Annotated in this window: 22 protein-coding genes; 10 read left to right on the top strand and 12 right to left on the bottom strand. The window is 69.0% G+C overall.

The features are described from left to right. Positions 1 to 33: 33 nt before the first annotated feature. A complete protein-coding gene (locus ABZW96_RS02540; protein WP_355070568.1) occupies positions 34 to 1,377 on the bottom strand; it encodes a replication-associated recombination protein A in 1,344 nt (447 codons plus the stop codon). 123 nt (positions 1,378 to 1,500) lie between these two features. Between ABZW96_RS02540 and ABZW96_RS02535 the strand changes: the two genes are divergently transcribed. Beyond that, positions 1,501 to 3,171, top strand: a complete 1,671-nt coding sequence (locus tag ABZW96_RS02535) for an alkaline phosphatase D family protein (protein WP_355070566.1) — start codon at positions 1,501 to 1,503, stop codon at positions 3,169 to 3,171. A gap of 52 nt (positions 3,172 to 3,223) precedes the next feature. Here ABZW96_RS02535 and ABZW96_RS02530 read toward each other — a convergent pair whose 3' ends face one another. Further along, entirely contained in the window at positions 3,224 to 4,393 is a 1,170-nt protein-coding gene (locus ABZW96_RS02530) for a kinase (RefSeq protein ID WP_355070564.1), read from the bottom strand. A 190-nt stretch (positions 4,394 to 4,583) separates the two neighbouring features. Here ABZW96_RS02530 and ABZW96_RS02525 point away from each other — a divergent pair, with 190 nt between their 5' ends. Continuing rightward, positions 4,584 to 5,555, top strand: coding sequence for a hypothetical protein (locus ABZW96_RS02525; RefSeq protein WP_355070562.1), 972 nt, complete (start codon positions 4,584 to 4,586; stop codon positions 5,553 to 5,555). Between the two features lie 7 nt (positions 5,556 to 5,562). Here ABZW96_RS02525 and ABZW96_RS02520 read toward each other — a convergent pair whose 3' ends face one another. Next, positions 5,563 to 6,531 (bottom strand): DUF389 domain-containing protein, encoded by a 969-nt coding sequence (locus tag ABZW96_RS02520; RefSeq protein ID WP_355070560.1) that lies wholly within the window; start codon positions 6,529 to 6,531, stop codon positions 5,563 to 5,565. A gap of 62 nt (positions 6,532 to 6,593) precedes the next feature. After that, the gene (gene aspS, locus ABZW96_RS02515) at positions 6,594 to 8,387 is read right to left on the bottom strand and encodes an aspartate--tRNA ligase (protein WP_355070558.1); all 1,794 of its coding nucleotides are present in this window, start codon (positions 8,385 to 8,387) and stop codon (positions 6,594 to 6,596) included. 190 nt (positions 8,388 to 8,577) lie between these two features. Between aspS and ABZW96_RS02510 the strand changes: the two genes are divergently transcribed. Beyond that, entirely contained in the window at positions 8,578 to 9,501 is a 924-nt protein-coding gene (locus ABZW96_RS02510) for a neutral zinc metallopeptidase (protein ID WP_355070556.1), read from the top strand. Positions 9,502 to 9,618: 117 nt separating this feature from the next. Beyond that, complete coding sequence (locus ABZW96_RS02505) at positions 9,619 to 10,155, top strand: hypothetical protein (protein ID WP_355070554.1); 537 nt, start codon at positions 9,619 to 9,621, stop codon at positions 10,153 to 10,155. Positions 10,156 to 10,227: 72 nt separating this feature from the next. On the opposite strand, the gene ABZW96_RS02500 is transcribed toward ABZW96_RS02505, so the two are convergent. Both ABZW96_RS02500 and ABZW96_RS02495 read right to left on the bottom strand, forming a co-directional pair. Then, on the bottom strand, positions 10,228 to 11,847 hold the full coding sequence (locus ABZW96_RS02500; RefSeq protein ID WP_355070552.1) for a hypothetical protein: 1,620 nt from the start codon (positions 11,845 to 11,847) through the stop codon (positions 10,228 to 10,230). Next, positions 11,844 to 12,173 carry a type VII secretion target gene (locus ABZW96_RS02495; RefSeq protein WP_040867626.1) on the bottom strand — a complete coding sequence of 110 codons (330 nt, stop codon included), beginning with the start codon at positions 12,171 to 12,173 and terminating at the stop codon, positions 11,844 to 11,846. The genes ABZW96_RS02500 and ABZW96_RS02495 overlap by 4 nt, the downstream gene beginning before the upstream one ends. 210 nt (positions 12,174 to 12,383) lie before the next feature. On the opposite strand from ABZW96_RS02495, the gene ABZW96_RS02490 reads away from it, so the two are divergent. The 4 genes from ABZW96_RS02490 (at position 12,384) to ABZW96_RS02475 (ending at position 17,611) form a co-directional block, all read left to right on the top strand. Further along, entirely contained in the window at positions 12,384 to 13,388 is a 1,005-nt protein-coding gene (locus tag ABZW96_RS02490; protein ID WP_355070549.1) for an NAD-dependent epimerase/dehydratase family protein, read from the top strand. A gap of 31 nt (positions 13,389 to 13,419) precedes the next feature. Next, positions 13,420 to 14,436 (top strand): Rv2578c family radical SAM protein, encoded by a 1,017-nt coding sequence (locus ABZW96_RS02485; RefSeq protein ID WP_355070547.1) that lies wholly within the window; start codon positions 13,420 to 13,422, stop codon positions 14,434 to 14,436. Positions 14,437 to 14,546: 110 nt separating this feature from the next. Continuing rightward, positions 14,547 to 16,535, top strand: a complete 1,989-nt coding sequence (locus ABZW96_RS02480) for a 2-oxoacid:acceptor oxidoreductase subunit alpha (RefSeq protein ID WP_355070545.1) — start codon at positions 14,547 to 14,549, stop codon at positions 16,533 to 16,535. After that, positions 16,532 to 17,611: a 2-oxoacid:ferredoxin oxidoreductase subunit beta gene (locus ABZW96_RS02475; protein WP_355070543.1), complete on the top strand. Its 1,080-nt coding sequence runs from the start codon at positions 16,532 to 16,534 to the stop codon at positions 17,609 to 17,611. Before ABZW96_RS02480 ends, ABZW96_RS02475 begins: the two co-directional genes overlap by 4 nt. A gap of 47 nt (positions 17,612 to 17,658) precedes the next feature. Here the strand turns inward: ABZW96_RS02475 and ABZW96_RS02470 are convergent, their stop codons facing one another. From ABZW96_RS02470 to hisS, 3 genes are all read right to left on the bottom strand, one after another. After that, a complete protein-coding gene (locus tag ABZW96_RS02470) occupies positions 17,659 to 18,663 on the bottom strand; it encodes a malate dehydrogenase (protein ID WP_355070541.1) in 1,005 nt (334 codons plus the stop codon). Positions 18,664 to 18,796: 133 nt separating this feature from the next. Further along, entirely contained in the window at positions 18,797 to 19,444 is a 648-nt protein-coding gene (locus tag ABZW96_RS02465; RefSeq protein WP_355070539.1) for a hypothetical protein, read from the bottom strand. Positions 19,445 to 19,597: 153 nt separating this feature from the next. Next, a complete protein-coding gene (gene hisS, locus ABZW96_RS02460; RefSeq protein WP_355070537.1) occupies positions 19,598 to 20,869 on the bottom strand; it encodes a histidine--tRNA ligase in 1,272 nt (423 codons plus the stop codon). A gap of 139 nt (positions 20,870 to 21,008) precedes the next feature. Between hisS and ABZW96_RS02455 the strand changes: the two genes are divergently transcribed. Both ABZW96_RS02455 and ABZW96_RS02450 read left to right on the top strand, forming a co-directional pair. Beyond that, positions 21,009 to 21,887 carry a peptidylprolyl isomerase gene (locus ABZW96_RS02455; RefSeq protein WP_355070535.1) on the top strand — a complete coding sequence of 293 codons (879 nt, stop codon included), beginning with the start codon at positions 21,009 to 21,011 and terminating at the stop codon, positions 21,885 to 21,887. Between the two features lie 405 nt (positions 21,888 to 22,292). Continuing rightward, positions 22,293 to 22,841, top strand: a complete 549-nt coding sequence (locus tag ABZW96_RS02450) for a hypothetical protein (RefSeq protein WP_355070533.1) — start codon at positions 22,293 to 22,295, stop codon at positions 22,839 to 22,841. 89 nt (positions 22,842 to 22,930) lie between these two features. Here ABZW96_RS02450 and ABZW96_RS02445 read toward each other — a convergent pair whose 3' ends face one another. Genes ABZW96_RS02445 through ABZW96_RS02435 form a run of 3 tightly spaced genes read right to left on the bottom strand, consistent with a single transcriptional unit; the run spans position 22,931 to position 25,752 of the window. Continuing rightward, the gene (locus ABZW96_RS02445) at positions 22,931 to 23,314 is read right to left on the bottom strand and encodes a DUF4913 domain-containing protein (RefSeq protein WP_355070531.1); all 384 of its coding nucleotides are present in this window, start codon (positions 23,312 to 23,314) and stop codon (positions 22,931 to 22,933) included. Further along, entirely contained in the window at positions 23,311 to 25,146 is a 1,836-nt protein-coding gene (locus ABZW96_RS02440; protein WP_355070529.1) for a TraM recognition domain-containing protein, read from the bottom strand. The genes ABZW96_RS02445 and ABZW96_RS02440 overlap by 4 nt, the downstream gene beginning before the upstream one ends. A 42-nt stretch (positions 25,147 to 25,188) precedes the next feature. Further along, complete coding sequence (locus ABZW96_RS02435) at positions 25,189 to 25,752, bottom strand: hypothetical protein (RefSeq protein WP_355070527.1); 564 nt, start codon at positions 25,750 to 25,752, stop codon at positions 25,189 to 25,191. Between the last annotated feature and the right edge of the window lie 47 nt (positions 25,753 to 25,799).

Here is a 25,799-nt window from a genome sequence, read left to right as displayed (position 1 = left end):
GATACCGACACAGTACGCCTCGTACCGGGCCGGTCAGCCTCGGACGATGCGGCGCAGCTTGTCGACTCTGGGGCCGATCTCGCGTTCGTGGCCGTGGTCGGTGGGGTGGTAGTAGTCGACGCCGACCAGCTCGTCGGGCGGGTACTGCTGGCCGAGCACGCCGTCCTTGTCGTCGTGCGGGTACTTGTAGCCCTGCGCGTTGCCGAGCGCCGCCGCGCCGGGGTAGTGACCGTCGCGCAGGTGGGGCGGAACCGGGCCCGCCTTGCCCGCCGCGACGTCGGCCATGGCGGCGCCGATCGCGGCCACGACGGCGCCGGACTTCGGGGCCGTGGCCAGGTGGATGGTGGCTTGGGCGAGCGCGAGGCGGCCTTCTGGCAGACCGACCAGCTGCACGACCTGCGCGGCGGCGGTCGCCGTCTGCAACGCCATCGGGTCGGCCATGCCGATGTCCTCGCTCGCGTGGATCATCAGCCGCCGGGCGATGAAGCGCGGGTCCTCCCCCGCGCTCAGCATGCGCGCCAGGTAGTGCAGCGCGGCGTCGACGTCCGAACCGCGGATGGACTTGATGAACGCGCTGATCACGTCGTAGTGCTGGTCGCCGGCGCGGTCATACCGGACGGCGGCCTTGTCCACGCTGGCTTCGACCAGGTCCACGTCGACGGTGCCGTCGAGCGAGGACTCCGCCGACGCTTCCAGAGCGGTCAACGCGCGGCGGGCGTCACCGCCCGCGATCCGGACGATGTGGTCGAGCGCGGCCTCGGTCACCGTATACGCGCCGTCGAGCCCGCGTGGATCGGTGATCGCGCGGGCGAGCACCTCGCGGATGTCGGTTTCCGTGAGCGACCGCAGTTGCAGCACCAGTGAGCGCGACAGCAGCGGCGACACCACCGAGAACGACGGGTTCTCGGTCGTCGCGCCGACGAGCAGGACGATGCGGTTCTCCACCGCGGCGAGCAGGGCGTCCTGCTGGGTCTTGGAGAAGCGGTGGACCTCGTCGATGAACAGCACGGTCTGCTCGCCCGTAGCCAACCTGCGCCGCGCCACATCGATGACCGCGCGCACCTCTTTGACCCCGGCCGAGAGCGCCGACAACGCTTCGAACCGGCGGCCGGTGGCCTGGGACAGGAGCGAGGCGAGCGTGGTCTTGCCGGTGCCGGGCGGGCCGTACAGCAATACCGACGCGGCGCCCGAACCCTCGATCAGCCTGCGCAGCGGCGAACCGGGACCGAGCAGATGTTGCTGTCCGACCACTTCCTCCAGCGTGGCCGGGCGCATGCGCACGGCCAGCGGCGCACCCGCGTCCCGGCGCACCACGGTGTCGATCGAATGCTCCGGAGGCACCGCGGCTCCGGGCACGTCGAACAAACCATCGCTCACGACAAGAACGTTACCGAGGCGCACCGACAGCACGACATGCCGTTCCCGGATGCGTCTCCGGTGCGGCCGCGCGGTCTCGACCGGCGCGGCGACAGACGGAGTTGCGTGTCGCCGGTACTTCGGATGGGATCGGTACCCGTGCCTGAAAACGTATCCGTTTCAGATCCCTCGTCCACCGCGCGCTTCGCTCGGCGCACTCTTTTCAAGGGCAGCGCGGCCGCCGCCACCGCCACCGCGGTGCTGGGCGGCGGTGACGCGGAAGCCGCGACACCGGTGTTCCGGCACGGCGTGGCCTCGGGGGACCCGCTTGCCGACGGCGTGATCGTCTGGACCCGCGTGACCGTCTCCGACGACGCGACGCCCGGCTCGGGCCTGGGCGACCCGGCGACCGTGCGGTGGGAGATCGCGGCGGACGAGCGGTTCGCCTCGGTCGCCGCGTCCGGCGCCGTGACGACCTCGGCTGACTCCGACCATACGGTCAAGGTCGACGTTTCCGGCCTGGCTCCCGGTGTCGAGTACTTCTATCGATTCACCGCCCTGGGCCAGACCTCTCCGGTGGGCCGCACCAAGACCGCGCCCGCCACGGCGGACACACCGGATCGCCTTCGGTTCGGCGTGGTGTCGTGCTCGAACTGGGAGGCGGGCTACTTCGGCGCCTACCGTCACCTGACCGCCCGCACCGACCTGGACGCGATCGTGCACTTGGGCGACTACATCTACGAGTACGGCCGCGGCAAGTACGGAGGCCGCAACGGCGCCGTACGCCCGCACGATCCGGCCAACGAGACCGTCAGCTTGACGGACTACCGCATCCGCCACGCCCAGTACAAGACCGACCCGGATCTGCTCGGCCTGCACGCCACCTTGCCGTTCATCTGCACCTGGGACGACCACGAATCCGCGGACAACTCCTGGTCCGGCGGCGCGAACAATCACGATCCCGCCACCGAGGGCAGCTGGGCCGACCGGCGCGCCGCCTCCGCGCAGGCCTATCTGGAGTGGATGCCGGTCCGGGCGTCCGGCTCCGGCGCCGACGTGCGGATCTACCGCAGGCTGCGCTTCGGCACCCTGGCCGAGCTCACCATGCTCGATCTGCGCAGCTACCGCGACCAGGAGGCGAAGCCGGGCGCGAACTGGCGCGAGGCCGACGACCCGGCGCGCACCATCACCGGCAAGGCGCAGATGGAATGGCTGACCGCGGGCTTGGCCTCCGCGCCGGTGCGGTGGAAGCTGGTCGGCAACTCGGTCATGATCGCCCCGCTGGTCTTCCCGCCGCTCGAGCCCGCCACCACGGCGGCGATCACCAGCACCATGGGCGTCCCGCAGTCCGGTCCGTCGCTGAACGGCGACCAGTGGGACGGCTACACCGCCGACCGCACCAGGCTGTTCCGCGCCATCATCGATCAGCAAATTTCCGACGTGCTGTTCCTGACCGGGGACATCCACTCCTCGTGGGCCGCCGATCTCCCCGTGGACGTGGCGAGCTACCCGGGCGGCGTGACGGCGGGCGCCGAGTTCGTGGTGCCGTCGGTGACCTCGACCAGCATCGGCGACATGGTCCACACGAATTCCGCTCCGATCGCCGAAGCGATCAAGACGGTCAACCGCCATCTGCGTTATGTGGAGTTGGACTCGCACGGCTACGGCGTGCTGGAGATCACCCCCGACCACGCGCAGATGGACTGGTACTACCTGCTGGATGTGGCGGACCCGAATTCCGATGTACGCTACGGCGCTTCGTTCGCGGTGCGCAGCGGGGGACGGATCGAGCCGCGGCAGGTCCCGCTCGGCTAGCGCGGGGCGGCCGCGCGCCGTCTCCGGAGGCAGCAGCCCCCGGGTGCGCGGCCTACTCGCCCCAGCGTTCTTCCAGCATCGCCGATACGTCCTCGGCGAAATCTCCCACGATGTCGTCACCCGTGCACCGCGCGTCTTCGGCGAGCGCGGCCCAGCGGTTGATCAGCGCCGCCGAGCGCGGCACCGACAGCCCGTGCTCCCTGGCAGCCGCGATACGGGTGTGATCGGCGGGCAGGAACCAGTAAGTGGACAGCCAGACCCAGATCAGCCGAGCTTCCAGGATGCGTTCGGCCAGCTGGTCGTCATCGGCCAGCGCGGGCCACACGCCCACGACCTCCGCGCGCCAGGCCTCGACCATCTGCCGCGCGCGCTCACGCGAGAGCTCGACATCGCACAGGCAGCCGGGGAAGGACACCAGCGCGTAGGCGATGTCCAAGGTGGCGTCGCGGAACCCGCCCCACTCGTAGTCGAGGAAGCGAGCACCCTCCTCGTTCAAGATCACATTGTCCGGGCAGAGGTCCGACGGGCTGAACGCGCGGAAACGGCCCGCGGAGTACAGCCGGTTGCCGCGCACGATGCGCTCGGCGATCTCGCCCGGCACCTCGATACCCAGTTCGCGCTGGAGCAGACCGGGCACCTCGGCGATCGCCGACTCGGCCTGCTGGGCGATGCCGTCCACCCGGTGCACCACGTCCACTCGGCGCAGCAGCGCGACGAAGTCCGCCTCGCGCCCGACGGTGGCGGCATGCATCCGGCCCAGCGCCTGAGCGAACGCCATCAGGGCGTTGCGGCCCGCGGGCTCGGCCCCGGAGCGGAGCACGGCGGTGAGCAGGGAGTTCTCACCCAGGTCACTGAGGATCAGCAGACGGTCGGGAAGGCTGTGCGCGACCAGGTACGCGCCCGGCCGGTGCTCCCGGCTCAACGCGGTGGTGAACTGATAGGACACCGTCTCGCGGAGGAACGCGGAATCGACGCTGGCCACCCCGGGCGCCAAGCCGCCGGTCCGGCGATCCTGCGCCGCGCCGCGGACCTGCTTGATGATCAGGGTTCGCGGCAATGAAAAGGCGTTCTCCGCTACACGCACGCGTAGGACCGTCGTCCTACCACTACCGCTGAGTTCGATCGGATCGCTCAGCTTTACCGGAGCACCCATTCGCTTTGTGAGCAACTGTTGCGCTGCGGACACGACTTCGGCGGCGCGTTCGGCCAATAGTGCGGTCATCGCCTCTCAAAGTACTCGCATGGGGTCACTTCTAGCGAGCGGTTACACAACCTTTCCGCGTCGCTCGGCGTGTCTCCGGCATGGCCGGACGGCGGCCGCAGGTCGCTTGACACCTCCGCACCCGTCGGGTTTTCTCATCGTCAACTGCCCTGCGCCACACCGCAAACCAGTTGAGTGGAAAGGTCTACGCATGACCGAGATCCCGCCCTCCGCACCCAAACAATCAGGTGGCGGCGCTCCCGTGCCGAACGATGACGAACGCTTCGCGGCCAGGCCCGGGCAGCACGAGAGCCCGAATCCGCAGGCTCCCGGCCCCGGGACCGGCCACGCCCGCCACGAGATGGCGGGTCCGGCCGGATATCCGCAGTTCGAAGGCCCCGGCGCGGCGCACTACGGCAACGAACCGCTGGAGCCGCCGCCGCCTGTGGGCGCTGGGCACCCCAGCTACGGACCGCAAGGCACCGGGCCGGGCTGGGCGCAGTCCGGCCCCGCGCCCGCGCAGGAGCCGATCTACGGCTACCAGCAGGTCTCCACCGGTCCCGGCAGACTGGACGTGGGCCGGGCGCTCAGTTACGGCTGGGCGCGACTCTGGGCAAATCCGGGGCCGTGGTTCGGGGTGACCGCGGTGGGCCTCGTCATCTACTTGGCGTTCGTGGTCGTCGTTCAGCTCACCGACCCGACGTCGATGCTGCCGCTGCTGCTGATCTTCTTGGCGGTCATGGCAGGCGTGTGGCTGCTGCAGGCGGCGATGGTGCGCGGCGCACTGTACGAAACCGACGGCACCCCACCGCCTTTCGGCGCATACTTTCGATTCGTGAACGCGGGCAACGTGTTGCTCACCGCGTTGCTGGCATTCACGCTGACCTTCCTCGGCGCGGCGCTCTGCTTGCTTCCCGGACTGATCGCCGGATGGCTGTGCATGTTCTCGTTGCACTTCGTCGTCGATCAGGACCAGGGTCCGTTCGAGGCGCTGAAGTCCAGTTTCACGCTGGTGGTCGCCAACGCCGTGCAGGTGCTGCTGCTCGCGCTGGCCGTGCTGGTGATCACGTTCCTGGGCACGCTGCTGTGCGGTCTCGGCCTGCTGATCGCGGGCCCGGTCTCCGTGATCGCGGTGACCTATGCCTACCGAGTGCTCACCGGAGGCACCGTCGCCGCGGCGTGAGGCCCGCTCACTTCTCGGCCGGTGCGCGCATGCCGATCCAGCGCTGCAACCGCTCCACCGGACCGGCCTCGCTGCCCGCGCGCGGCCGGAGCTGGAGCACGATGATCCCGGCCACGATGATGCCCGCCATGTTCACCGCCAGCTGGCCAGCGGACAGGAACGCCACCCGCCACTCCCCCAAGGTCGCCGCGACCACGGCGAATCCGGCCGCGGGCACGGTGGTCACCGAGATGAACACGCCGACCAGCGCGGCCGACTTCGCCGTCACGAGCGAGAGCATGCCGGCCGCGCCCGCCAATAGCGCGACGACCAGGGAGAACGGGCCCACCTGATAGATGAAGTCGACCTGCTCGACGCCGCTCACCCCGTCCATGGTGATCCAGCCGACCTGTTCCCACACCACCGTGGCCACCAACGTGACCACCATCGCCACCGGAAACCCCACCGCGAGCGCGAGGGCCGAGCGGCGGGCGAGGCCGAAGTCCCTGCGCACCAACGCGACCGCGAAAGCGGCGAGCGGACCGAACTCCGGGCCGACGACCATCGCGCCGACGATCGTCACCGGCGAATCGGTCGCGACGCCCACGGCCGCGAGCAGGCAGGCGATCGTCAGGAACGCGAGAAAAGTCGCGTTGAGGCTCGACTCCTCATGCGTCTGCGCGAGCAGTTCCTCCCACACCACCGCGTCGCTCGGATCACCGGGCGCCTCGTGTACCGCGCGCTCGCCCGCCTCCGACAGGACCGTCTCGACCGGCGTGAGCGTCATCCCGCCGGACCGGCAGACGCCCAGCGCGGTCAAGTCGTCGAGCACGTCGTTGGCGGCCTCACGAGCCACGTCCGCCTGGACGAGATCGCCCTTCGGCTCCAGCGCGGCACCGCGGGCCAGGGTCACGTGCGTGACCCCGGGATCGGCGGCGAGTACCGCGAGCACCTCGTCGGTGAGATCCGGCGGGCTGATCAGGCGCAAGTGCAGCAACGGGTTTCCTCGCGATCGGGCAGGCGTAACTGCCCAGAAGGTACCGTTCGCGCGAGCGCCCGCTACGAGGCGGTCTCGGCGCGCTCGCCCTTCTTCTGCTCCGGCTTGACGTCCAGACCCGCCTCTTTGCGCTGCAGCTCGCTGATCGGCGCGGGCGCGTCGGTCAGCGGGTCGACACCGCCGCCGGTCTTCGGGAACGCGATGACCTCGCGGATCGAGTCCTCCCCCGCCAGCAGTGCGGTGACCCGGTCCCAGCCGAAGGCGATGCCGCCGTGCGGCGGCGCGCCGAAGGCGAAGGCGTCCAGCAGGAAGCCGAACTGCTCCTGCGCCTCCTCCGGGCTGATGCCCATCACGTCGAAGACCCGTTCCTGCACGTCGCGACGGTGGATACGAATCGAGCCGCCGCCGATCTCGTTGCCGTTGCAGACGATGTCGTAGGCGTAGGCCAGCGCCGAGCCCGGGTCGGTGTCGAAGGTGTACAGCGACTCCGGCTTCGGCGAGGTGAAGGCGTGGTGCACCGCGGTCCAGGCGGAGTGGCCCACCGCCACGTCACCGCTGGCGGTCGCCTCGACGGTCGGCTCGAACAGCGGCGCGTCCACGATCCACACGAACGACCAGGCGTCCGCATCGATGAGACCGACTTTGCGGGCGATCTCCACCCGCGCCGCGCCGAGCAGCGCGCGCTGCGCCTTCGCTGCGCCCGCGGCGAAGAACACGCAGTCACCCGGAACCGCGCCGACGTGCTTGGCCAAGCCGTCGCGCTCGGCCTCGGTGAGGTTCTTCGCGACCGGGCCGCCCAGTGTGCCGTCCTCGTTCACCAGCACGTACGCCAGACCTTTGGCGCCGCGCTGCTTGGCCCATTCCTGCCAGGCGTCGAGCTGGCGTCGCGGCTGGCTCGCACCGCCCGGCATGACCACCGCGCCGACATAAGGCGCCTGGAACACCCGGAACGGGGTGTCCTTGAAGTAGTCGGTGCACTCGGTGATCTCCACGCCGAAACGCAGGTCGGGCTTGTCGCTACCGAACCGGCGCATGGCCTCGGCGTAGGTCATGTGCGGGATCGGGGTCTGGATCTCGTAGCCGACCAGCTTCCACAGCGCGACCAGGATCTCCTCGGCCAGCAGGATCACGTCCTCCTGGCGCACGAAGCTCATCTCGATGTCGAGCTGGGTGAACTCCGGCTGACGATCGGCGCGGAAGTCCTCGTCCCGGTAGCACCGCGCGATCTGGAAGTAGCGTTCGATGCCGCCGACCATGAGCAGCTGCTTGAACAGCTGCGGGCTCTGCGGAAGGGCATAGAAGTTGCCCGGCTGCAGGCGGGCTGGCACCACGAAGTCGCGCGCGCCCTCTGGCGTCGACCGGGTCAGCGTCGGGGTCTCCACCTCGACGAACTCGTGGCGGCCGAGCACCTCGCGGGCGGCCGCGTTGACTTTGGACCGCAGCCGGATGGCGTGTGCCGGGCCCTCGCGGCGCAGATCGAGGTAGCGGTGCTTCAGGCGCGCTTCCTCACCCGGCTGCTCGTCCAGCTGGAAGGGCAGCGGGGCGCTCTCGTTCAGCACCTCGAGCTCGGTGACGTTCACCTCGATGGCGCCGGTCGGCAGTTCCGGGTTCTCGTTGCCGCTCGGCCGCGGTTCCACGGTGCCGGTGACGCGCACGCAGTACTCCGCACGCAGCCGATGTGCCTGCTCGGCGGGTTCGCCCTCGCGGAAAACGGCTTGGGCCACACCGGACGCGTCGCGCAGATCGATGAAGATCACCCCACCGTGGTCACGCCGCCGCGCCACCCAGCCGGTGAGAGTGACGGTCTGACCGGCATGCTCGCTTCGCAGCGAACCAGCCAAGTGGGTGCGCAGCACGGGGTTCCTTTCGACGACTCTGGCACCGGCGCGGTGTGACCAAGTGCGAGTCCATCGTAGTGAGACACATTCGGTGAGTGAAAACCGATATCGACGCGCCCGTGCCAAGCTGTATCCGAGGGAGTGTGAACCGGGGTCGCCGACGACCGAGGGTTGGGTGACCCCGGGGACGAGCGAGAAAGCGACGACGATGACCTTCAACGAGGGCATGCAGATCGACCCCGACCGGGTTTCGTCCGGCGGTCCCGGCATGGGCGGCAAGCTCGCGCTCGGCGGCGGCGCGGGCGGGCTCATCGTGCTGGTGCTGGCGCTGCTACTGGGCGGCGACCCCGGATCCATCCTCGGCAACTTCACCGGCTCGCAGGACCAGAGCCAGACGCAGCCGGGCACGGCCGGCACGCCGAGCCATTGCAAGACCGGGGCGGATGCCAACAAATACGTCGACTGCCGGGTGGCGCTCACCGCGCAGAGCCTGGACGCGGTGTGGTCGGCCGAACTGCCGAAGCAGGCCGGAAAGCGCTACCAGCAGCCGAAGGTCGTGCTCTTCTCCGGAGCCACCTCGACCGGATGCGGCAACGCCACCAGCGCGGTGGGACCGTTCTACTGCCCGGCCGACCGGACCGCGTACTTCGACACCAGTTTCTTCCAGGAACTGGTGGATCGATTCGGTTCCAGCGGCGGCCCGCTGGCGCAGGAATACGTCGTGGCGCACGAGATCGGCCATCACATCCAGAACCTGCTCGGCGACATCGGCCGGGCCCAGCGCGATCCACGCGGCGCGGACTCCGACGCGGTGCGCACCGAATTGCAGGCCGACTGCTACGCGGGCATCTGGGCGCATTTCGCGGACAAGCAGCCCGCGCCCGGCAGCAACCAGCCGTTCTTGAAACCGTTGTCGGACAAGGATGTCAACGACGCGCTGTCGGCGGCCGCCGCGGTAGGCGACGACCGCATCCAGCGTGCCGCCCAGGGCCGGGTGAATCCCGAAGCGTGGACGCACGGTTCGTCCGAGCAGCGGCAGAAGTGGTTCCTCACCGGCTACAAGACCGGTCAGGTGAGGGCTTGCGACACGTACTCGGCTCCGGACCTGAACAACCCGTCCGGCCTGCGGTAGCGCCGGATCCGATCGATACAGCGCGCCGACTCCCGCCAGGGGTCGGCGCGCTGTCATGATCTACGGCAGTTCGTCTGTGCCGCAGACGGACACGGACAGCACCGGAAGATGGGATCGATGCGAGTAACGAAAGCCGTTCTGCTGGTTGTCACGCTGATCGTCGCGGTGGGCTCGGGCGCCGCCACGGCCGACCCGGCACTGGATCGCCCCAGTGCGCTACCGCCGATCGCCGCGCCGCTGGCACTGTTCACGCTGACCACCATTCCGGACGGTTGGCAGGCCCGGACGGATCTGCGCCCGCAGCTGGAGATCTTCGCCGACGGCCGTGCGGTGAGCAGCCCCGATGCGGTGGCCGCCGAGCGCCGTCCCGAGACCCCGCCGAAGCGGATCGACGGCCATATCCCGCCCGATGTGTTGAACGCGGCGCTGGCGGAGACCAAAGCGCTCGCCACGGTGGACCTCGGCGTGCCGAAAGCCACCGACCAGAGCAGCCGGATCATCGACTTCATGCCGCAGTCGCCGTCGGACGACGTCCATCTGGTGGTGTACTCGCCGGACACCACCGAGGGGCTCGGCGCCGAGCAGCAGGCCGCGCGTAAACGGTTCGCCGACCTCTACCGGAAACTGATCGACTCGTTCACGCAGGACAACTGAGACTCTGCACGTCACCCGGCCCGGCGCTGATCCGCTCGGGCCGGGTGCGGCGCGTCGCCTACCCGGCGTCCGTCAGAACTGGTCCTGCTCGTAGTCCGAGCTGATGATCTCGTCCGAGTGTGTCGCCCCGATGACGTCCGGCGTCGACTCGCCCAGCGGGCCGGTGAGGTCGTCGTTGCCGATGGGGCTCAGGTAGGGCTGCACCGTGCGGGAGTGTTCCTCGTCGTTGCCGCGCTGCCCCGCCGCGGCGCCGGGGCCGCCCATGAAGCTGCTCGATCCGGCGGATGTGGTGCTCGCGGGCGTGCCGGTACCGAGCGAAGTGCCCGGGACGCCGGCGACCGGCCGGATCGGTGCGACCGTGGCGCCGGGCAGGCCGGTGACTTTGGGCACCGACGACACGCTCGGGCTGCCGGGACGGCCGGGGCTGCTGCCGAGCAGGCTGCTCGGCGTGCCGTGGCTGGTGGTCGGGCTGTGCGAGGTGCTGTGCACCGACGACGGCGTGGTCGAGGGCGTCGATGTCGACGGCGTGGCGGAATCAAGGCCTGCCGCCTTGGTCGCGGTGTCCGACGCGGTCGACTGCGCCTGCTCCAGGATCGGCTGACCGACGTTCTCCGCCAGCGCCTGCGCGACCTCCTGCGGCGCGGGCCCGCCGCCCGGCGCGACCAGCTGCTGCACCATGCCGCTGAGCTCGGCGGTCTTACCGGCCAGGTCGCCGCGGGTGGCGTTGACCACGCCGACGGCTTGACCGAGGTGTTCGGTGGCCGAGGCCATCAGCGTCGCCTGGGCGGGCGGAGTGAGGATCACCGGCGCGAGCGCGGTCGCCTGGGTGGCGAACGACGACGCGATGCCGAGCAGTTGCGCGTTGCCCTGCTGCACCACCGTGGCAGCACGCTGCGTGAGCTCGGAGATGTCGATGCCCCGCTGGCTGGTCTCCTGTCCCTGCACGTTCGCCTGCTGGCTCGTGGCCTGTGCGTTGCGCGCGGCCTGGCTCTGCCACAGCTGCTCGACCGTGCTCATGCTGCCCTTGCCGACCTGCATGGCCATCTCGATGACCTTGGAGGACTGGCTGAGGATCGCGGTCGGATCGAACGCGCCGATGACGCCGGTGCCGAAGCTGCTCAGCAGGTCCAGGATCGGCTTCATCAAGACGTCGACGCCGGGCAGCGCGGGCACCGCGACACCCTGGAGCAGGGCGGCCACCGGATCGGCGGGCAAGGCGGGTAGCGATCCGGCCGCGGCCGCCGCCTGGTTCACCGCGCCGCTGATCGCGCTCGGCGCGGCGGCGAGCGCACCGTTCAGCACGCCGTTCGCCTGATCGAGCGCGGCTTCGACCGCGGGCGCACCGATCTGGCCGACCGCGGCGTTCGTGTCCCCGAGCAGCGCGGACGTATCGTGCGCGATCCCGTGCCCGTCCTCGGCGCTCGGTGTACCACCCAGTCCGGGCAGACCGGCGGGCACGGTGGCGGCCGACTGCTGATCCTCGGAGATCTTGCGGGACAGCACGAATGCGGGCGGCTCGATGGGCGGCAGATCTTCGGGCAACTGCGGCAGCGGCAGGTCGAGCACCGCCTGTGCCGGTGTCTGCTGCAATGCGTCCAGCACGGTCTGCTGGCCGATGGCGACGTTCTGTTCGGCCGCGTGCGCGACGGCGTGATCTTCCGGCGCGATGACGCCGCTGTCCAGCGGTCTCATACCGCGCCCCCGATCTGGCCCGCGATCGACCCGAGCGCGCCCGCGTTGGACCAATCGACCGCGTCGTAGGCCGCGGCCGCGCTGAACGCCGAGTCCGAGAGCTTGGCGTACTTGGCGGACAGATCGTTGATGTCCTTGGCCTGCAACACTTGCGCCGCGGCGAACATCGCCAGGTAATCGGCCCCGATCAAGCCGAACACCGGGACGAGCGCCGAAACGTTCTTCACCGCGTCGAAATTGCCCGCCCCCGCGAGATCACCGGCGATACCGGCGTTCGTGGCGGCGAACGCCCGGACCGCTTCGGTCTCTACCGAGAGATCACTCATCGAGATGCCCCCCAAATCGTCGTACAGATCAGCGTCATGCAGTTGTGGTGATCCGCCTGCTCCCTGCCGAATCGGCAAGGGCCGCTACGGTTGCGCTCAATATAGCGGACCGGACCGGCATGTTTCGAGCCCGAACGCGCCGCACACCGGGCAAACCCGGCAGAACTGGAACGTGTTGCAAATTAGAACAAGTTCTATATTCTCTGTCCCATGAAGGTCGCAGTGACCGGCGCAGCCGGCTACCTTGGCACGAATCTGCTCCGCCTCCTCACCGAGCGCGGTCACCAGGTCACGGCCATCGATCGGGCCGTTCCCGCCGAGCCGGCGGCACCCGGCGTCACCTGGCTGCGTGGCGACGTGCTCGACCCGGCGTCGATGCGCGCCGCGCTGGACGGCGCCGAGGTGGTCTACCACCTGGTCGCGGTGATCACCCTGGCCGAGAAGAACGATCTCGCCTGGCGGGTGAACACCGAGGGCGTGCGCGTGGTCGCCGAGGCGGCGCTGGCGGTCGGCGCGCGCCGGATGGTGCACGCCAGCTCGATCCACGCGTTCGACCAGTACAGCTGCGGCGGCCGGATCGATGAGAACGCGCCGCGGTCGACCGACCCGGCGCTGCCGGTCTACGACCGCTCGAAATGGGCGGGCGAGGTGGCGCTGCGCAAAGTGATCGACCAGGGACTCGACGCGGTACTGTGCAATCCCACCGGCGTCTTCGGCCCACTGGACCACAGCAAGCCGCTCTCGCGCATCAACCGGACGCTCAAGGACGCGGCCCTCGGGCGCGTGCCCGCCATGATCGGCGGCGGATTCGACCTGGTGGACGTGCGCGACGTCGCCGCGGGCCTGGTACTGGCGGGCGAGAAAGGCCGCACGGGCGAGAACTACCTGCTCGGCGGATCGATGATCTCGATGCTCGAACTGTGCCGCGTCGCCGCGACCCATGGCGGCAAGCGCGGCCCGAGGTTCGCCATCTCCCCCAAGCTCGTGTCCGGCGTCATCCCGGTGCTCGCGCCGATCGGCAAGCTGTTCAACTCCGACATCGTCTCCAAGGCGGCGCTGGGCGCGCTGATCTCCGCGCCGGTGGTCGACCACGGTAAGGCCGAGCGCGAGCTCGGCTACCGGCCGCGCCCGCTCGACGACACGGTGCGCGACCTGGTCACCTTCTTCGCCGACCCGGCCGCGCTGACACCGCCCGGCACCAAGCAGATCGCTTGACAGCTGCTAGAACACATGTTCGACTGAGAGGGTGCGGTGGCAAAGCCAGACCCTGGACGCCGAGGACGGCGCCTTGCCCGGGCTGTCCCGGGCCGGTCTGGTGCGCACCGTACGGACGCCGGAGTTCGAGGGCATCACATTCCACGAGGTGTTGTGCAAGAGCGCCCTGAACCGGGTGCCCGAGGGCGCGAACGTGCCGTTCCGATGGACCGTCAATCCCATGCGGGGTTGTTCGCACGCCTGCCGCTACTGTTTCGCGCGCGGCACGCACGAATATCTGGATCTGGACGCGGGCCGGGACTTCGATTCGCAGATCGTGGTGAAGACGAATGTCGCCGCGGTGCTGCGCAAGGAACTCGGCAGGCGGTCCTGGCGCCGCGAGCCGGTCGCGCTGGGCACCAACACCGATCCCTATCAGCGCGCCGAGGGACGCTATCGCCTGATGCCCGGCATCATTCGCGCGCTGACCGAATCCGGCACCCCGTTCTCCATCCTCACCAAAGGCACCCTGCTGCGACGGGACCTGCCGTTGCTCACCTCGGCCGCCCGCGAGGTGCCCGTGAGTATCGCGATGTCCATCGCGATACTGGACGAGGATCTGCACCACAGCCTGGAGCCGGGCACACCGTCACCACGAGCCCGCCTGGACCTGGTTCGCGCGCTCGCCGACGCGGGCTTCGCCGTCAACGTGCTGGTCGCACCGGTCATCCCCTGCCTCACCGACGGACGCGCCCACCTCGACGCGGTCTTCGGCGCGATCGCCGAGGCCGGGGCTCGATCGGCGGTCGCGTTCCCCATGCACCTGCGCGGCAGTACCAGGGGCTGGTTCCTGTCCTGGCTGGCCGAGCACCATCCGGCGCTGCTGCGCCGGTACCGCCAGCTGTACCGGCGCGGCGCCTACGTCACGCCGGAGTATTCCGCGTGGCTGCGCGCGCGGGTCGCTCCGCTGCTGGCGGAGCACGGTTTGACGGCGCGCGGACGGCCCGAACCGGAGACACGAGCCGAAACCGCGCACGCGAGCGACGCACAGCTGGCATTGTTCGCCTGACGCCCGCACCGCCGAATCTCGCCGGTCCGCGCGCTTCACGGGCGCGCACCGCGTTCGACGGAGTAGTTTGGCGATGGCACCTCTCAGCGACGAGGAAGTGAAGCAGGCATATGGTTTCACACCAAAACGATGTCGGCACAGCTAAATTGGAAAAGGTCGTCATTCGGTTCGCCGGGGACTCCGGCGACGGAATGCAGCTGACCGGCGATCGCTTCACCCACGAGGCCGCCGCCTTCGGCAACGACCTGGCCACCCAGCCCAACTTCCCCGCCGAGATCCGAGCGCCCCAGGGCACGCTGCCCGGCGTCTCGTCCTTCCAGATCCAGATCGCCGACTACGACATTCTCACCGCGGGTGACCAGCCCGACGTGCTGGTCGCGATGAACCCGGCCGCGCTCAAGGCGAATCTGGAGGATCTCCCGCGCGGCGCCACCGTCATCGTCAACACCGACGAGTTCACCAAGCGGACCCTCGCCAAGGTGGGTTACGCCGCCGATCCGCTGGCCGACGAGACACTGTCGGACTTCGTGGTCCACCGCGTCCCGATGACCTCGCTCACCCTCGGCGCCACCGAATCGACCGGACTCGGCAAGAAGGACGCCCAGCGTGCGAAGAACATGTTCGCCCTCGGCCTGCTGTCCTGGATGTACGGGCGCCCGATCGGCGGCACCGAGCAGTTCATGCGGGAGAAGTTCGCGACCAAGCCCGATATCGCCGAGGCCAACATCCTGGCGTTCCGGGCGGGCTGGAACTACGGCGAGACCACCGAGAGCTTCGCCACCACCTACGAGATCGCGCCCGCCGAACTCCCGCCGGGCACCTACCGCCAGATCACCGGCAACACCGCGCTCGCCTATGGCCTGATCACCGCCGGTCAGCTCGCCGGGCTGCCCGTCTTCCTCGGCACCTATCCCATCACTCCGGCCTCGGACATCCTGCACGAGCTGAGCAAGCACAAGAATTTCGGCGTCACCACCTTCCAGGCCGAGGACGAGATCGCCGGGATCGGCGCGGCGCTCGGCGCCGGGATCGGCGGTGCGCTCGGCGTCACCAGCACATCCGGCCCCGGGCTGGCGCTCAAGAGTGAGACCATCGGCCTGGCGGTGATGACGGAGCTGCCGCTGGTGGTGATCGATGTGCAGCGCGGCGGACCGTCGACCGGACTGCCGACCAAGACCGAACAGGCCGATCTGTTGCAGGCGCTCTACGGCCGCAACGGCGAATCACCGGTGGCGGTGCTCGCGCCGCGCTCCCCCGCCGACTGCTTCGCCACCGCGGTGGAAGCCGCGCGAATCGCCCTCACCTACCGCACTCCGGTGCTGCTGCTGTCCGATGGTGCGATCGCGAACGGCTCCGAACCGTGGTCCATCCCGCAGGTGACGGAGCTGGAGCCGATCGACCCGGCGTTCGAACCGGAAGGCGACGACACCGACCCGTTCCAGCCGTACGCACGCGATCCCGACACGCTCGCCCGGCCGCTCGCCGTCCCTGGCACGAAGGGCCGCGCCCACCGCATCGGCGGCCTCGAGAAGGCGGACGGCAGCGGCAACATCTCCTACGACCCGGCCAATCACGAACTCATGGTTCGCCTGCGTCAAGCCAAGATCGACGGCATCGAGGTGCCCGATCTCGTGGTGGACGATCCGGACGGCACCGCCGAGCTGTTGCTGATCGGCTGGGGCAGTTCCTACGGCCCGATCGGCGAGGCGTGCCGTCGCGCGCGGCGGCGCGGTGTGCCGGTCGCTCAGGCGCATCTACGGCATCTGAATCCGTTGCCCGCCAACCTCGGTGACGTACTGCGCCGTTATCGCGTCGTGGTCGCGCCCGAGATGAACGGCGGCCAGCTCGCCACGCTGCTACGGGCGAAGTACCTGGTCGACGTGCGACCGTGGACGAGGATCGCGGGCACCGCGTTCTCCGCCCAGGAGCTGGTCGGGGTCATCGACGCGGCGCTGGACGGGTCGATCGAGGAGCTGGAACAGAACAAGGTCTTCGCCGCACGGGCGCGGGCCACCTATAGAACACTGCCGGACGAAGGCCGTCCACAGCCCAGCGCAGGCGAGGCAGCCACATATCGGATGTCTGGGGGTATCGCATGACCATCGTGGAAACCTCACTGGTCGGCACCGATCTGGGACTCACCGGTGTATCCGGAGTGCCGTCCGCGGACGGACCGCAGAAGGTGAAGGACTTCACCTCCGATCAGGAAGTGCGCTGGTGCCCCGGCTGCGGCGACTACGTGATCCTGGCGACGGTGCGCGGCTTCCTGGCGGAACTCGGATTGCGCCGGGAGAACCTGATGTTCGTGTCCGGGATCGGCTGCTCCAGCCGCTTCCCGTATTACTTGGAGGCCTATGGCATCCATTCCATCCACGGTCGCGCGCCCGCGATCGCGACCGGATTGGCGGTCAGCAGGCCCGATCTGTCGGTCTGGGTGGTGACCGGTGACGGCGACGCGCTGTCCATCGGAGGCAACCACCTCATCCACGCGCTGCGCCGCAACGTGAACATGACGATCCTGCTGTTCAACAACCGGATCTACGGCTTGACGAAGGGCCAGTACTCGCCGACCTCGGAACAGGGCAAGATCACCAAGTCGACCCCGATGGGCTCGGTGGACCACCCGTTCAACACCCTGTCGGTGGCGCTGGGCGCGGAAGCGACCTTCGCCGCCCGCGCGCTCGACTCCGATCGTGCGGGACTCACCGAGGTGCTGCGCGCCGCCGCCGAACACCGGGGCACGTCGTTCGTGGAGATCCTGCAGGACTGCCCGATCTTCAACGACGGCTCGTTCGACGCGCTGCGCCGGGACAACGCCGCCGACCATCTCGTCCCGCTGCGGCACGGCGAGCCGATCCGATTCGGCACCGAGGGCGAATTCGCGGTGATACGACGGGGTTTCGGGCTCGCGGTGGCCCGGGCCGACAGCGTCGCGGAGTCCGATATCGTGGTGCACGACGCCTACGCCGACGACCCGGAGTACGCCTACGCGTTGTCGCGGCTGTCCGATCAAGGGCTCGAACACGTGGTCACAGGTATCTTCCGCAGCGTCTCTCGACCGACCTACGACGACGCGGTGCGCTACCAGATCGAGACGGCGCGGGAACGGAAGCCCGTCGGTCCCGAATCGCTGCAGTCCCTGCTCACCGGATCCGAAACCTGGACGGTCGGATAGCTGGCCGCGCCTGACCGGCTCTGCGGGGCGGACGCTCGCGGCGCCGGTCAGGCGCGCTTGGCGAAACCGAGGTCGACGACGGCGTCGCGCTCTTGCACCAACTCCGCGACCGACGCATCGATCCGGGGACGGGCCAGAGCATCGATCGCCAGGTCGGGCACGATGGTGTACTCGCCGTTCGCGCAGGTGACCGGGAACGAGCTGATCAGCCCGTCCGGTACGCCGTAGGAGCCGTCCGAGGCAACGGCCATGGAAACCCAGTCACCGTGCCGCGTGCCGCGCACCCAGTCGTGGATGTGGTCGATCGCGGCGCTGGCCGCACTCGCCGCCGAGGACGCGCCGCGGGCCTGGATGATGGCGGTGCCGCGCTGCTGCACGGTGGGCACGAACTGCTCGGTCAGCCACGCCGGATCGCCGATCAGGTCGAGGGCGGGACGTCCCGCGATGGTGGCGTGCGCGATGTCGGGGTACTGCGTCGCCGAGTGATTGCCCCAGATCGCGACCCGGGCGATGTCGGCGGCGGGCGCGCCGGTCTGCTTGGCCAGTTGCGCGATGGCGCGATTGTGGTCCAGCCGCGTCATGGCGGTGAAACGCTCGGCGGGCACGTCCGGTGCGTTGCTCATGGCGATGAAGGCGTTGGTGTTGGCCGGGTTGCCGATCACGAGCACCTTCACGTCGTCCGCGGCGCTGGCGTTGATCGCGGCGCCCTGCTCGGTGAAGATCGCGCCGTTGGCGGCGAGCAGATCCGAACGTTCCATCCCGGCGGTGCGCGGCCGCGCGCCGACCAGCAGGGCGATATCGGCGCCAGCGAAGCCGATCCACGGGTCGTCGCTGATGTCGATGGACTCCAGCAACGGGAACGCGCCGTCTTCCAGTTCCATCGCGACGCCCTCCAGCGACGCCACCGCGGCGGGGACTTCCAGCAGCCGTAGCCGCACGCGCGTGTCCGGGCCGAGCATCGCGCCGGAAGCGATCCGGAACAGCATGCCGTAGGCGATCTGGCCCGCGGCTCCGGTCACGGTGACGGTCACGGTCCCAGCGGCGGTGCTCACGACGAACTCCTTGCGGTAGGCGGACTTCTGTTGCCCACCCTAACCACTCTCACCGCCGCCGAAGGCCGACGGTGAGCTACGCGACAGTGACTCGTGCGCCGCCCGGCACCGGCCCCGGAGGAGAACCGCGGGGTCAGCTGAGTGTGGCGACCTCGCTGTCGGTCAGCACGATCGGCGAAACCGTGTCCTTGGCGCGCGCCAGCCGCACGGCGCGATACAGCGGCCGTTCCTCCAGCCCGGCGTCGCGCGCCTCGGCCCGCAACTGCCGCACCAGCATCTCGGAAACCGCTACGGCCGCGGCCAATCGACTGGCGGCGAGCGCGTCCGCGAGCCTGCGCAAACCGACCAGGTGCAATTCGCGGCCGCTGCCCACGTCGGTGTACATGGCCAGCGGAACGACCTGGGAGACCTCACCGGCGGTGACCCGCAGAGCGATCCGGCTCAACCGGGCCGGGAACACCAGGACCTCGACCCCGGTGGCCGCAGACATCTCCACCCGCCGTTCACCGAACAGTCTGCGGGCGTGGATCATCGTGCCGGTCAACCACATTCGCCGCCGACGCAGCGCGACGGCGTACAGGACGGTCGGCGCGCCGACGACGACGCCGACCGCCGCGGCGATCGGCCAGCTCACCACGGTCGCGGCCAGCAACGCCGCGCCGACCCCGATACCCGACGCGGCCAGCGCGAGGCGGCGCAACATCGGCGCGTACAACTCGGGCGCGACCAGATCGAGGCCCACCGGCGCGAGCGCCCGCTGGTCATCAGAATTCGTGGACACTACTCCGCCCTCTCGCGACTCCGGCGGCGGTGGTGTGCGCGCCGGTCACGCTACTGCTCCCGTCACCCGGCCGACGACGGGTTCGACGCACAGTACCGTGCGCGCGGCGGGCGCGTCGCGAAACTCGACGGGCAGCGCGCACCCGCCGCCCCGCTACCCGGCCAGCGACTCCCGGATCACGCCGACCGCCTCGGGCAGCGGAATCTGCCGTTGATCACCGGTCGCCATGTCCTTGAGCCCGATGGTGTTCTCCGCGAGGTCACGATCGCCGAGCACGAGGGTGAACTTCGCCCCGGAACGGTCGGCCGCCTTCATCGCGCCCTTCACACCGCGCCCGCCGTAGGCCAGATCGACCCGGACGCCCGCCGCGCGCAACTGCGCGGCGACCACCAGGAGCCGCTGCTTGGCGGCGTCGCCCAGCGGCACGCCGAACACCTCGCAGCGCGCCGGGTTGCCCGCCGACTTGCCCTCGGCCGCCAGCGCCAGCATGGTCCGGTCGACGCCGAGGCCGAATCCGATACCCGACAGCGGCTGCCCCCCGAGCTCGGCCATGAGACCGTCGTAACGGCCACCGCCGCCGATGCCGGACTGCGCACCCAGACCGTCGTGCACGAACTCGAACGTGGTCTTGGTGTAGTAGTCGAGGCCGCGCACCATGCGCGGGTTCACCACGTACGGCACGCCCAGCGCTTCGAGGTGGCCGAGTACCTGCTCGAAGTGCGCCTTGGCCGACTCCGACAGGTGATCGATCATCAGCGGCGCGTTCGCGGTCATCTCCCGTACCTCGGGCCGCTTGTCGTCCAGCACGCGCAGCGGGTTGAGCTGGGCGCGCCGCTTCGTCTCCTCGTCCAGCGGCAGTCCGAACAGGAAATCCTGCAGCAGTTCGCGGTACTGCGGGCGGCACGTCTCGTCACCCAGCGAGGTGACCTCGAGGCGGAATCCGTCCAGGCCCAGGCCGCGGAACCCGGCATCGGCGATCGCGATGACCTCCGCGTCGAGCGCCGGATCGTCGACGCCGATCGCCTCGATGCCCACCTGCTGCAACTGGCGGTACCGGCCCGCTTGCGGCCGCTCGTAGCGGAAGAAGGGACCCGCGTAGCACAGCTTCACCGGGAGCTGACCGCGATCGAGGCCGTGTTCGATGACCGCGCGCATCACGCCCGCCGTGCCCTCGGGACGCAGCGTGACGCTGCGGTCGCCGCGGTCGGGGAAGGTGTACATCTCCTTGGTGACCACGTCGGTGGACTCGCCGACGCCGCGGGCGAACAGGCCCGTGTCCTCGAAGACCGGCAGCTCGATATGCCCGTACCCGGCCAGTCGGGCGGCGCGGAGCAGGCCGTCGCGCACCGCGACGAACTCTGCCGAGCCGGGCGGCACGTAGTCCGGTACCCCCTTCGGGGCGGAGAAGCTGCTGGTCTTGGTCACGATGCTCCAGTTTCCACCACTACGGCACCGCAAGTCCAACCGGTTCCCCGAACCGACTCTCAGGAAGGTTGCGGAACAGTCTCAGGTAGAAATGGCACACTCTTATCCCGATGTAACCGGATACGGGAGGAACGTGGTAGTGCCGAGCAACGAACAGCGACGAGCAGCGGCGAAACGCAAGCTGGAACGTCAGCTCGCCAACCGGGCCGAGCGGGCGCGTAAGCGCAAGCAACTCACCATTGCCGGATCGGTACTCGGTGTCGTCGTCGTGGTCGCCGCCGTGACCGGGGTGTACTTCTTGACCCGCGGCGACGACAGCAACAGCTCCGATGCCGCCGACGCCTCGCTGTCCAGCACTCCCGCCGCGGCCGCCCCGCCCTCCGCGAAGGCCAAGCCCGCGACGGTCGACTGCACCTACAGCGACAGCGCCAAGCCCGCGGACAAGCCGGTGAACAAGCCGAAGGCCGGCCCCGTCCCAACCACCGGCGTCGACGCCAAGGTCAGCGTCAGCATGGACACCAGCCAGGGGCCGATCGGGCTGACCCTGAACAACGCCGATTCGCCGTGCACGGTGAACAGCTTCGTCAGTCTGGCGGCGCAGAACTACTTCGACGGCACCAGCTGTCACCGCATGACCGCGGGCGAGGGCCTGAAGGTCCTGCAGTGCGGCGACCCCACGGGTACCGGAATGGGTGGGCCCGGTTACGAGTTCGACAACGAATACCCGACCGACCAGTACGCTGCGAACGATCCGGCGGCGACTTCGGAGCCGATCTCGTACAAGCGTGGCGTGCTGGCCATGGCCAACGCGGGGCCGGGGACCAACGGCAGCCAGTTCTTCATCGTGTACTCCGATTCCCTGCTCCCGCCGCAGTACACGATCTTCGGCACCGTGGACGACAACAGCCTCGGCACGTTGGACAAGATCGCCGCGCTGGGCCAGGACGACTCCAACGGCCCCGGGGACGGGAAGCCCAAGCAGCCGGTCACGATCCAGTCGGTGCGCATCGACCGCTGAGTGCGGATCCGGGCCCGCGGCGTCTCGGCCGCGGGCCCGAGCCGTATCCACGTCCCTGCAGCCGAAGTGCGGATAGTGGAACCTTTCTTCGGTTAGGGTGCCCTCAGCCCGAAGATCATCCGGCGCGCCCGAAGACACGCCGGAAATGTGCGATATATGCTGATAAAGCAGCACGCTCGTGCGATTGTGCCGACCTTTGTCAGGTAACCTCGAAACAAGGAGTTCTTGCAGCGTAGTGCGGCCTCGGCCGGGCTATCCCCGGGCAGGAAGTGCCACGCCGCAAGTTCTTCGGGTGTCCACGTTTGCAGGCGGGACCCGCTGCACGGGACTACAGTTCGCGTGGCGGCGTCCGTAACGAAGCACCACCATCATCCATAGTGATCACCGCAGCATCGGGGAGCAGCCATGTCCGAGGAACTGGACGACATCGGCCGGGAAACCGCGGCCATGATGAGGACAATGTTGCAGCTTGCGACGCTCGTCGCCTTGCGTACCCGCGAGCGTGGTCAGAAGGAAGCCGAAGCGCGCGTCAAGCTCACCGAGGCCCGGATCAAAGAGGCCAAGGAACTGCAGTTGCGGGAGGCCAGGGACGCGAAGGCCAAGGACCCGCGCAACACCGAGCTGGCCCGGCTGATCGAGAAGCCGATCCCGGAAAAGGGTGTGTCCCTGGAGAAGGACCGCTTCTCCGCGCAGGCCGAGGCATCACGGATGGCGGCCAATGCCGCCGCCGCCAAGCCGGCCTTGCAGTACGACTCCCAGGAACGCCGGATGGCGATCGCGGCACATCTCGCGAAAATGGGTGTGGCGCCGGAACTCGCCGCGGTGCGGATGCTGATCGAAGTAGGGCAGGCACAGCCGCCGGGTGAGGCCGTACGCACCCGCCCCGGCGAGGCGCCCGCGGTTACCAGGGCAGGACGGGAACAGGATCCCCGCGGCTTGGAGCGCACGCGATAGCACGAGACGGACGAGTGCCCGCTGGATCATCCAGCGGGCACTCGTCCGTTCCGAACCCTTTCGGCGAGAATCGCCGTGACGCATCGCCACTACGGCGGGAAGTTACCGATCGTAGGGTCACTGAACATGCCGTTCTGCGGCGCCTTCGTCGGCAGCGGGTTGAGCATGTCCTTATGACCGTTGCGCACACTGCAATACTTGAACGGTCCCTTGGGATCGAACAATTTCGCCATATGCGGATCGGCATGATCCAGGAACCAGACGCTCAGTCCGGTCGCCCCGTCCTGGCGGTAGTGCTCCCAAGCGCGCCATAACGCGTCCAGCCGGGCAATTGCCTCCGCGTGCTGCCACCACTCCGGGCACCACACGGTGTCACTGAGATCGGTGACCTGCCGACGGTAGATCACGCTGAGATAGTTCTCGACGAACTCGACCACGTTCGCGTAGTGCATGTTCTGCTGCGGTTCGTTCACAGCGGCCGGACCTCCTCGACTTGGCCGTACTCCGGCGGTGGCGTCGACTTGCTCAGCGACGGCGAACCGATGACGTCCGCGATCTGCGTCTTGCGCTGCGGATCATGGTGCGAGATGGACTGTTTCACGTCGGAAGCGTACTCACCCTCCCACCACGGCACGGTACGGATGAGCACCGGTGGCGCACCGGACGGGAACAGGATGGCCCGCCCACGCGGCAGCGTCGCCAGACCGTTGACCGAGAACGTCTTGGACGAGCCCAGCGAGCGTGAGTAGCTCTTGCCGCCCTTGGACTCGGAGACCGACTGCGAGATCGCGTCGTACTCACCGAGCACGTCCGAACGCTCCTGCAGGAACTTCGTGTCGTCCACGCCGCTGCCGAGCACTTTGATGTTCGCCGCCGACCACAACGCGTTCATGCCGCTCTCGCCCCAGCAGCGGGCGCCCTGCGCCCAGGACTGCAGCACGGTCATCACGACGATGCCCCGGGAGCCGAAGTGGCTGTACTGCTTGGGCAGATCCTTCCAGCGCACCACGTTCGCCGCCTCGTCCAGCACCGCGAGCAGCGGGATCGCCAGGCGGCCACCGGCCGACTGCGACGCCTTGCGCATCGCCACGTCCACCACCGCCTCGGTGAGCGCGCTCACCAGCGGCGCGGCCGAACCGCGGCCCTCCAGCGACAAGCTGTAGAGCGTTCCGTTGTTCTCCAGGAACTCCAGCTCGTCGAATTCCCTGCGGTCGCCGCCGCGGGAGATCCACGGATGCACGTTCGACAGTTTCAGGCAGCGGATCATCTTCTTGGCCGTGCCGAAGATGCCGCTGCGCGTGCGCGGATCGGTGTTGTACTGCGAGGACAGGCCCGAGGCCGTGTAGTGATGGCGGGCAGCGCGCAGCAGCTCGATGGGCTCGGTGTCCTGCGGATTGGTCACCCACTCCCAAACCTGCACGATCGGCCTGCTGCCGTTGCGGTCGCCGACGGCGGCGGCGAGGAACAACCCGGCCAGCAGGTCCTCGGCCTCGGGATCGAAGAACGCGTCGGTCTTCGTGTCGCGGCCGTCGTCACCGTCGGCGAAGTGCCCCGCAAGCCGCGCCGCGCGCATCTCACAACCTTCGCGCTTGGCGTCCACCCAGGACAGCGGATCCCAGAACCAGGTCGGCTCTTCACCCGCGACACCCTGCGGGTCGAAGACGAAGGTGGGACTTCCCTTGGACTCCCGCACGTCTCGGGTGGCGTCCACCACGTCGCGCTTGTTCGAGGTGGCCAGCACCGGGCCGATCGCGCTGAGGATCGCCGGGATGACCCGGGAGGTCGACTTGCCCTGACGCGGACCCCAGATGTCCAGGTGCAGATCCTCGTACGAACCGTAGAGCATCACCCCGTCGGCCACACCAACGCCGATCGGCACGCCCGGAGCGTCGTCGTAGCCGAGTCTCACTCCCAGCTGCTCGGCCTTCTCCCGGACGCCCGCTTCGGTGAGCATCGAGATCGCGCCGCCGTTGCCCATCACGTCGGCCTTGTCGTCGACCGGCAACCTGCCTTTGGACCGGCGCTTCTGCAACTCCTTGCGGATCACCAGATACGCTACGACGCTGAGGATCACCAGCAGCACGATCGCCGTCGCCGCGCCCGGCCAGCGCAGCCTTCCTCGCGCCAGATCGGCCGCGATGGCGATCGGGTTGAACGGAACCTTCTGCGGGCTGCCCTCGAGCATGTTGCCCAGATGCAGCGCGAGCCAGAGGGTTCCGAAGATCGCGAAGCCGGCGTAGGTCAGTAGCAGGCTGACATCGGGTCCGGGGATGGCCGGATCCGTCACCTTTTTCTTCTTCGCCATGTGTCCCTCCTGGGTCGGCCGTCCGGTACGGAAAGCGAGTGGTCAGCGGAATGCGTCGAGCCGCCAGCCGTCGGGTGTGCGCACGACGGTGGCGATCACCGTCGCGGGCGGCAGCGGCTCCTTGCGTCCGTTCGGATGGACAACGGTCTGCTCGATCCCGATCTTGAACTGCTGGACGTTCGGATCACTGAGGGCAGGAGCCTTCTCGCCGGACGCGAAGGTGAACGCCTCCACATGCGCCCCTTCCCTCGCCCAATCCGCCCACTGCAGTGTCGACTTCGGCGTCTGCACCGCGGTCGGCGTCGCATCCAGCATACGAATCAGGCTGGGGCCGAGAAACTTCCGCGCTCGGCCCAGCGACTCGCCCTGGGTCTCGGTGGCGGGCTGCCAACTGTAGATTTCCCGCAACGCCGCGACCGCGACGCCGTCCGGCGTCACCGGGTCGGGGGCGGGCACGCCCTCCAGCAACCGGGGTGTGGACGTAGCGGAATGCGCCGCATCGGATCCCGAGTCCGCGCGGTCCGTCCGGCCACAGGCCGCACCCAGCACCGCGACGCTCACCACCAGCATCACCACCAGTTTCGCGCGTGCATTTGCTCTGTCCATCCAGGCTAACCGCACACCGGGGCGTCGCGGCAGTCCCGCCGCCGTGT

The sequence above is a fragment of the Nocardia sp. NPDC004168 genome, from assembly GCF_040610355.1.
In the GTDB taxonomy this organism is placed as follows: Bacteria; Actinomycetota; Actinomycetes; order Mycobacteriales; family Mycobacteriaceae; genus Nocardia; species Nocardia sichangensis.
The sequence above is the reverse complement of the archived record's forward strand: the minus strand, read 5'-3'. Positions and strand labels throughout refer to the sequence as shown.

Bases quoted from the DNA above. Each gene is read 5' to 3' on its own strand.
- ABZW96_RS02535 (WP_355070566.1), top strand. From the start codon at position 1,501: ATGGGATCGGTACCCGTGCCTGAAAACGTATCCGTTTCAGATCCCTCG.
- ABZW96_RS02530 (WP_355070564.1), bottom strand. From the start codon at position 4,393: ATGACCGCACTATTGGCCGAACGCGCCGCCGAAGTCGTGTCCGCAGCG.
- ABZW96_RS02525 (WP_355070562.1), top strand. From the start codon at position 4,584: ATGACCGAGATCCCGCCCTCCGCACCCAAACAATCAGGTGGCGGCGCT.
- ABZW96_RS02510 (WP_355070556.1), top strand. From the start codon at position 8,578: ATGACCTTCAACGAGGGCATGCAGATCGACCCCGACCGGGTTTCGTCC.
- ABZW96_RS02505 (WP_355070554.1), top strand. From the start codon at position 9,619: ATGCGAGTAACGAAAGCCGTTCTGCTGGTTGTCACGCTGATCGTCGCG.
- ABZW96_RS02500 (WP_355070552.1), bottom strand. From the start codon at position 11,847: ATGAGACCGCTGGACAGCGGCGTCATCGCGCCGGAAGATCACGCCGTC.
- ABZW96_RS02495 (WP_040867626.1), bottom strand. From the start codon at position 12,173: ATGAGTGATCTCTCGGTAGAGACCGAAGCGGTCCGGGCGTTCGCCGCC.
- ABZW96_RS02490 (WP_355070549.1), top strand. From the start codon at position 12,384: ATGAAGGTCGCAGTGACCGGCGCAGCCGGCTACCTTGGCACGAATCTG.
- ABZW96_RS02480 (WP_355070545.1), top strand. From the start codon at position 14,547: ATGGTTTCACACCAAAACGATGTCGGCACAGCTAAATTGGAAAAGGTC.
- ABZW96_RS02475 (WP_355070543.1), top strand. From the start codon at position 16,532: ATGACCATCGTGGAAACCTCACTGGTCGGCACCGATCTGGGACTCACC.
- ABZW96_RS02450 (WP_355070533.1), top strand. From the start codon at position 22,293: ATGTCCGAGGAACTGGACGACATCGGCCGGGAAACCGCGGCCATGATG.
- ABZW96_RS02440 (WP_355070529.1), bottom strand. From the start codon at position 25,146: ATGGCGAAGAAGAAAAAGGTGACGGATCCGGCCATCCCCGGACCCGAT.
- ABZW96_RS02435 (WP_355070527.1), bottom strand. From the start codon at position 25,752: ATGGACAGAGCAAATGCACGCGCGAAACTGGTGGTGATGCTGGTGGTG.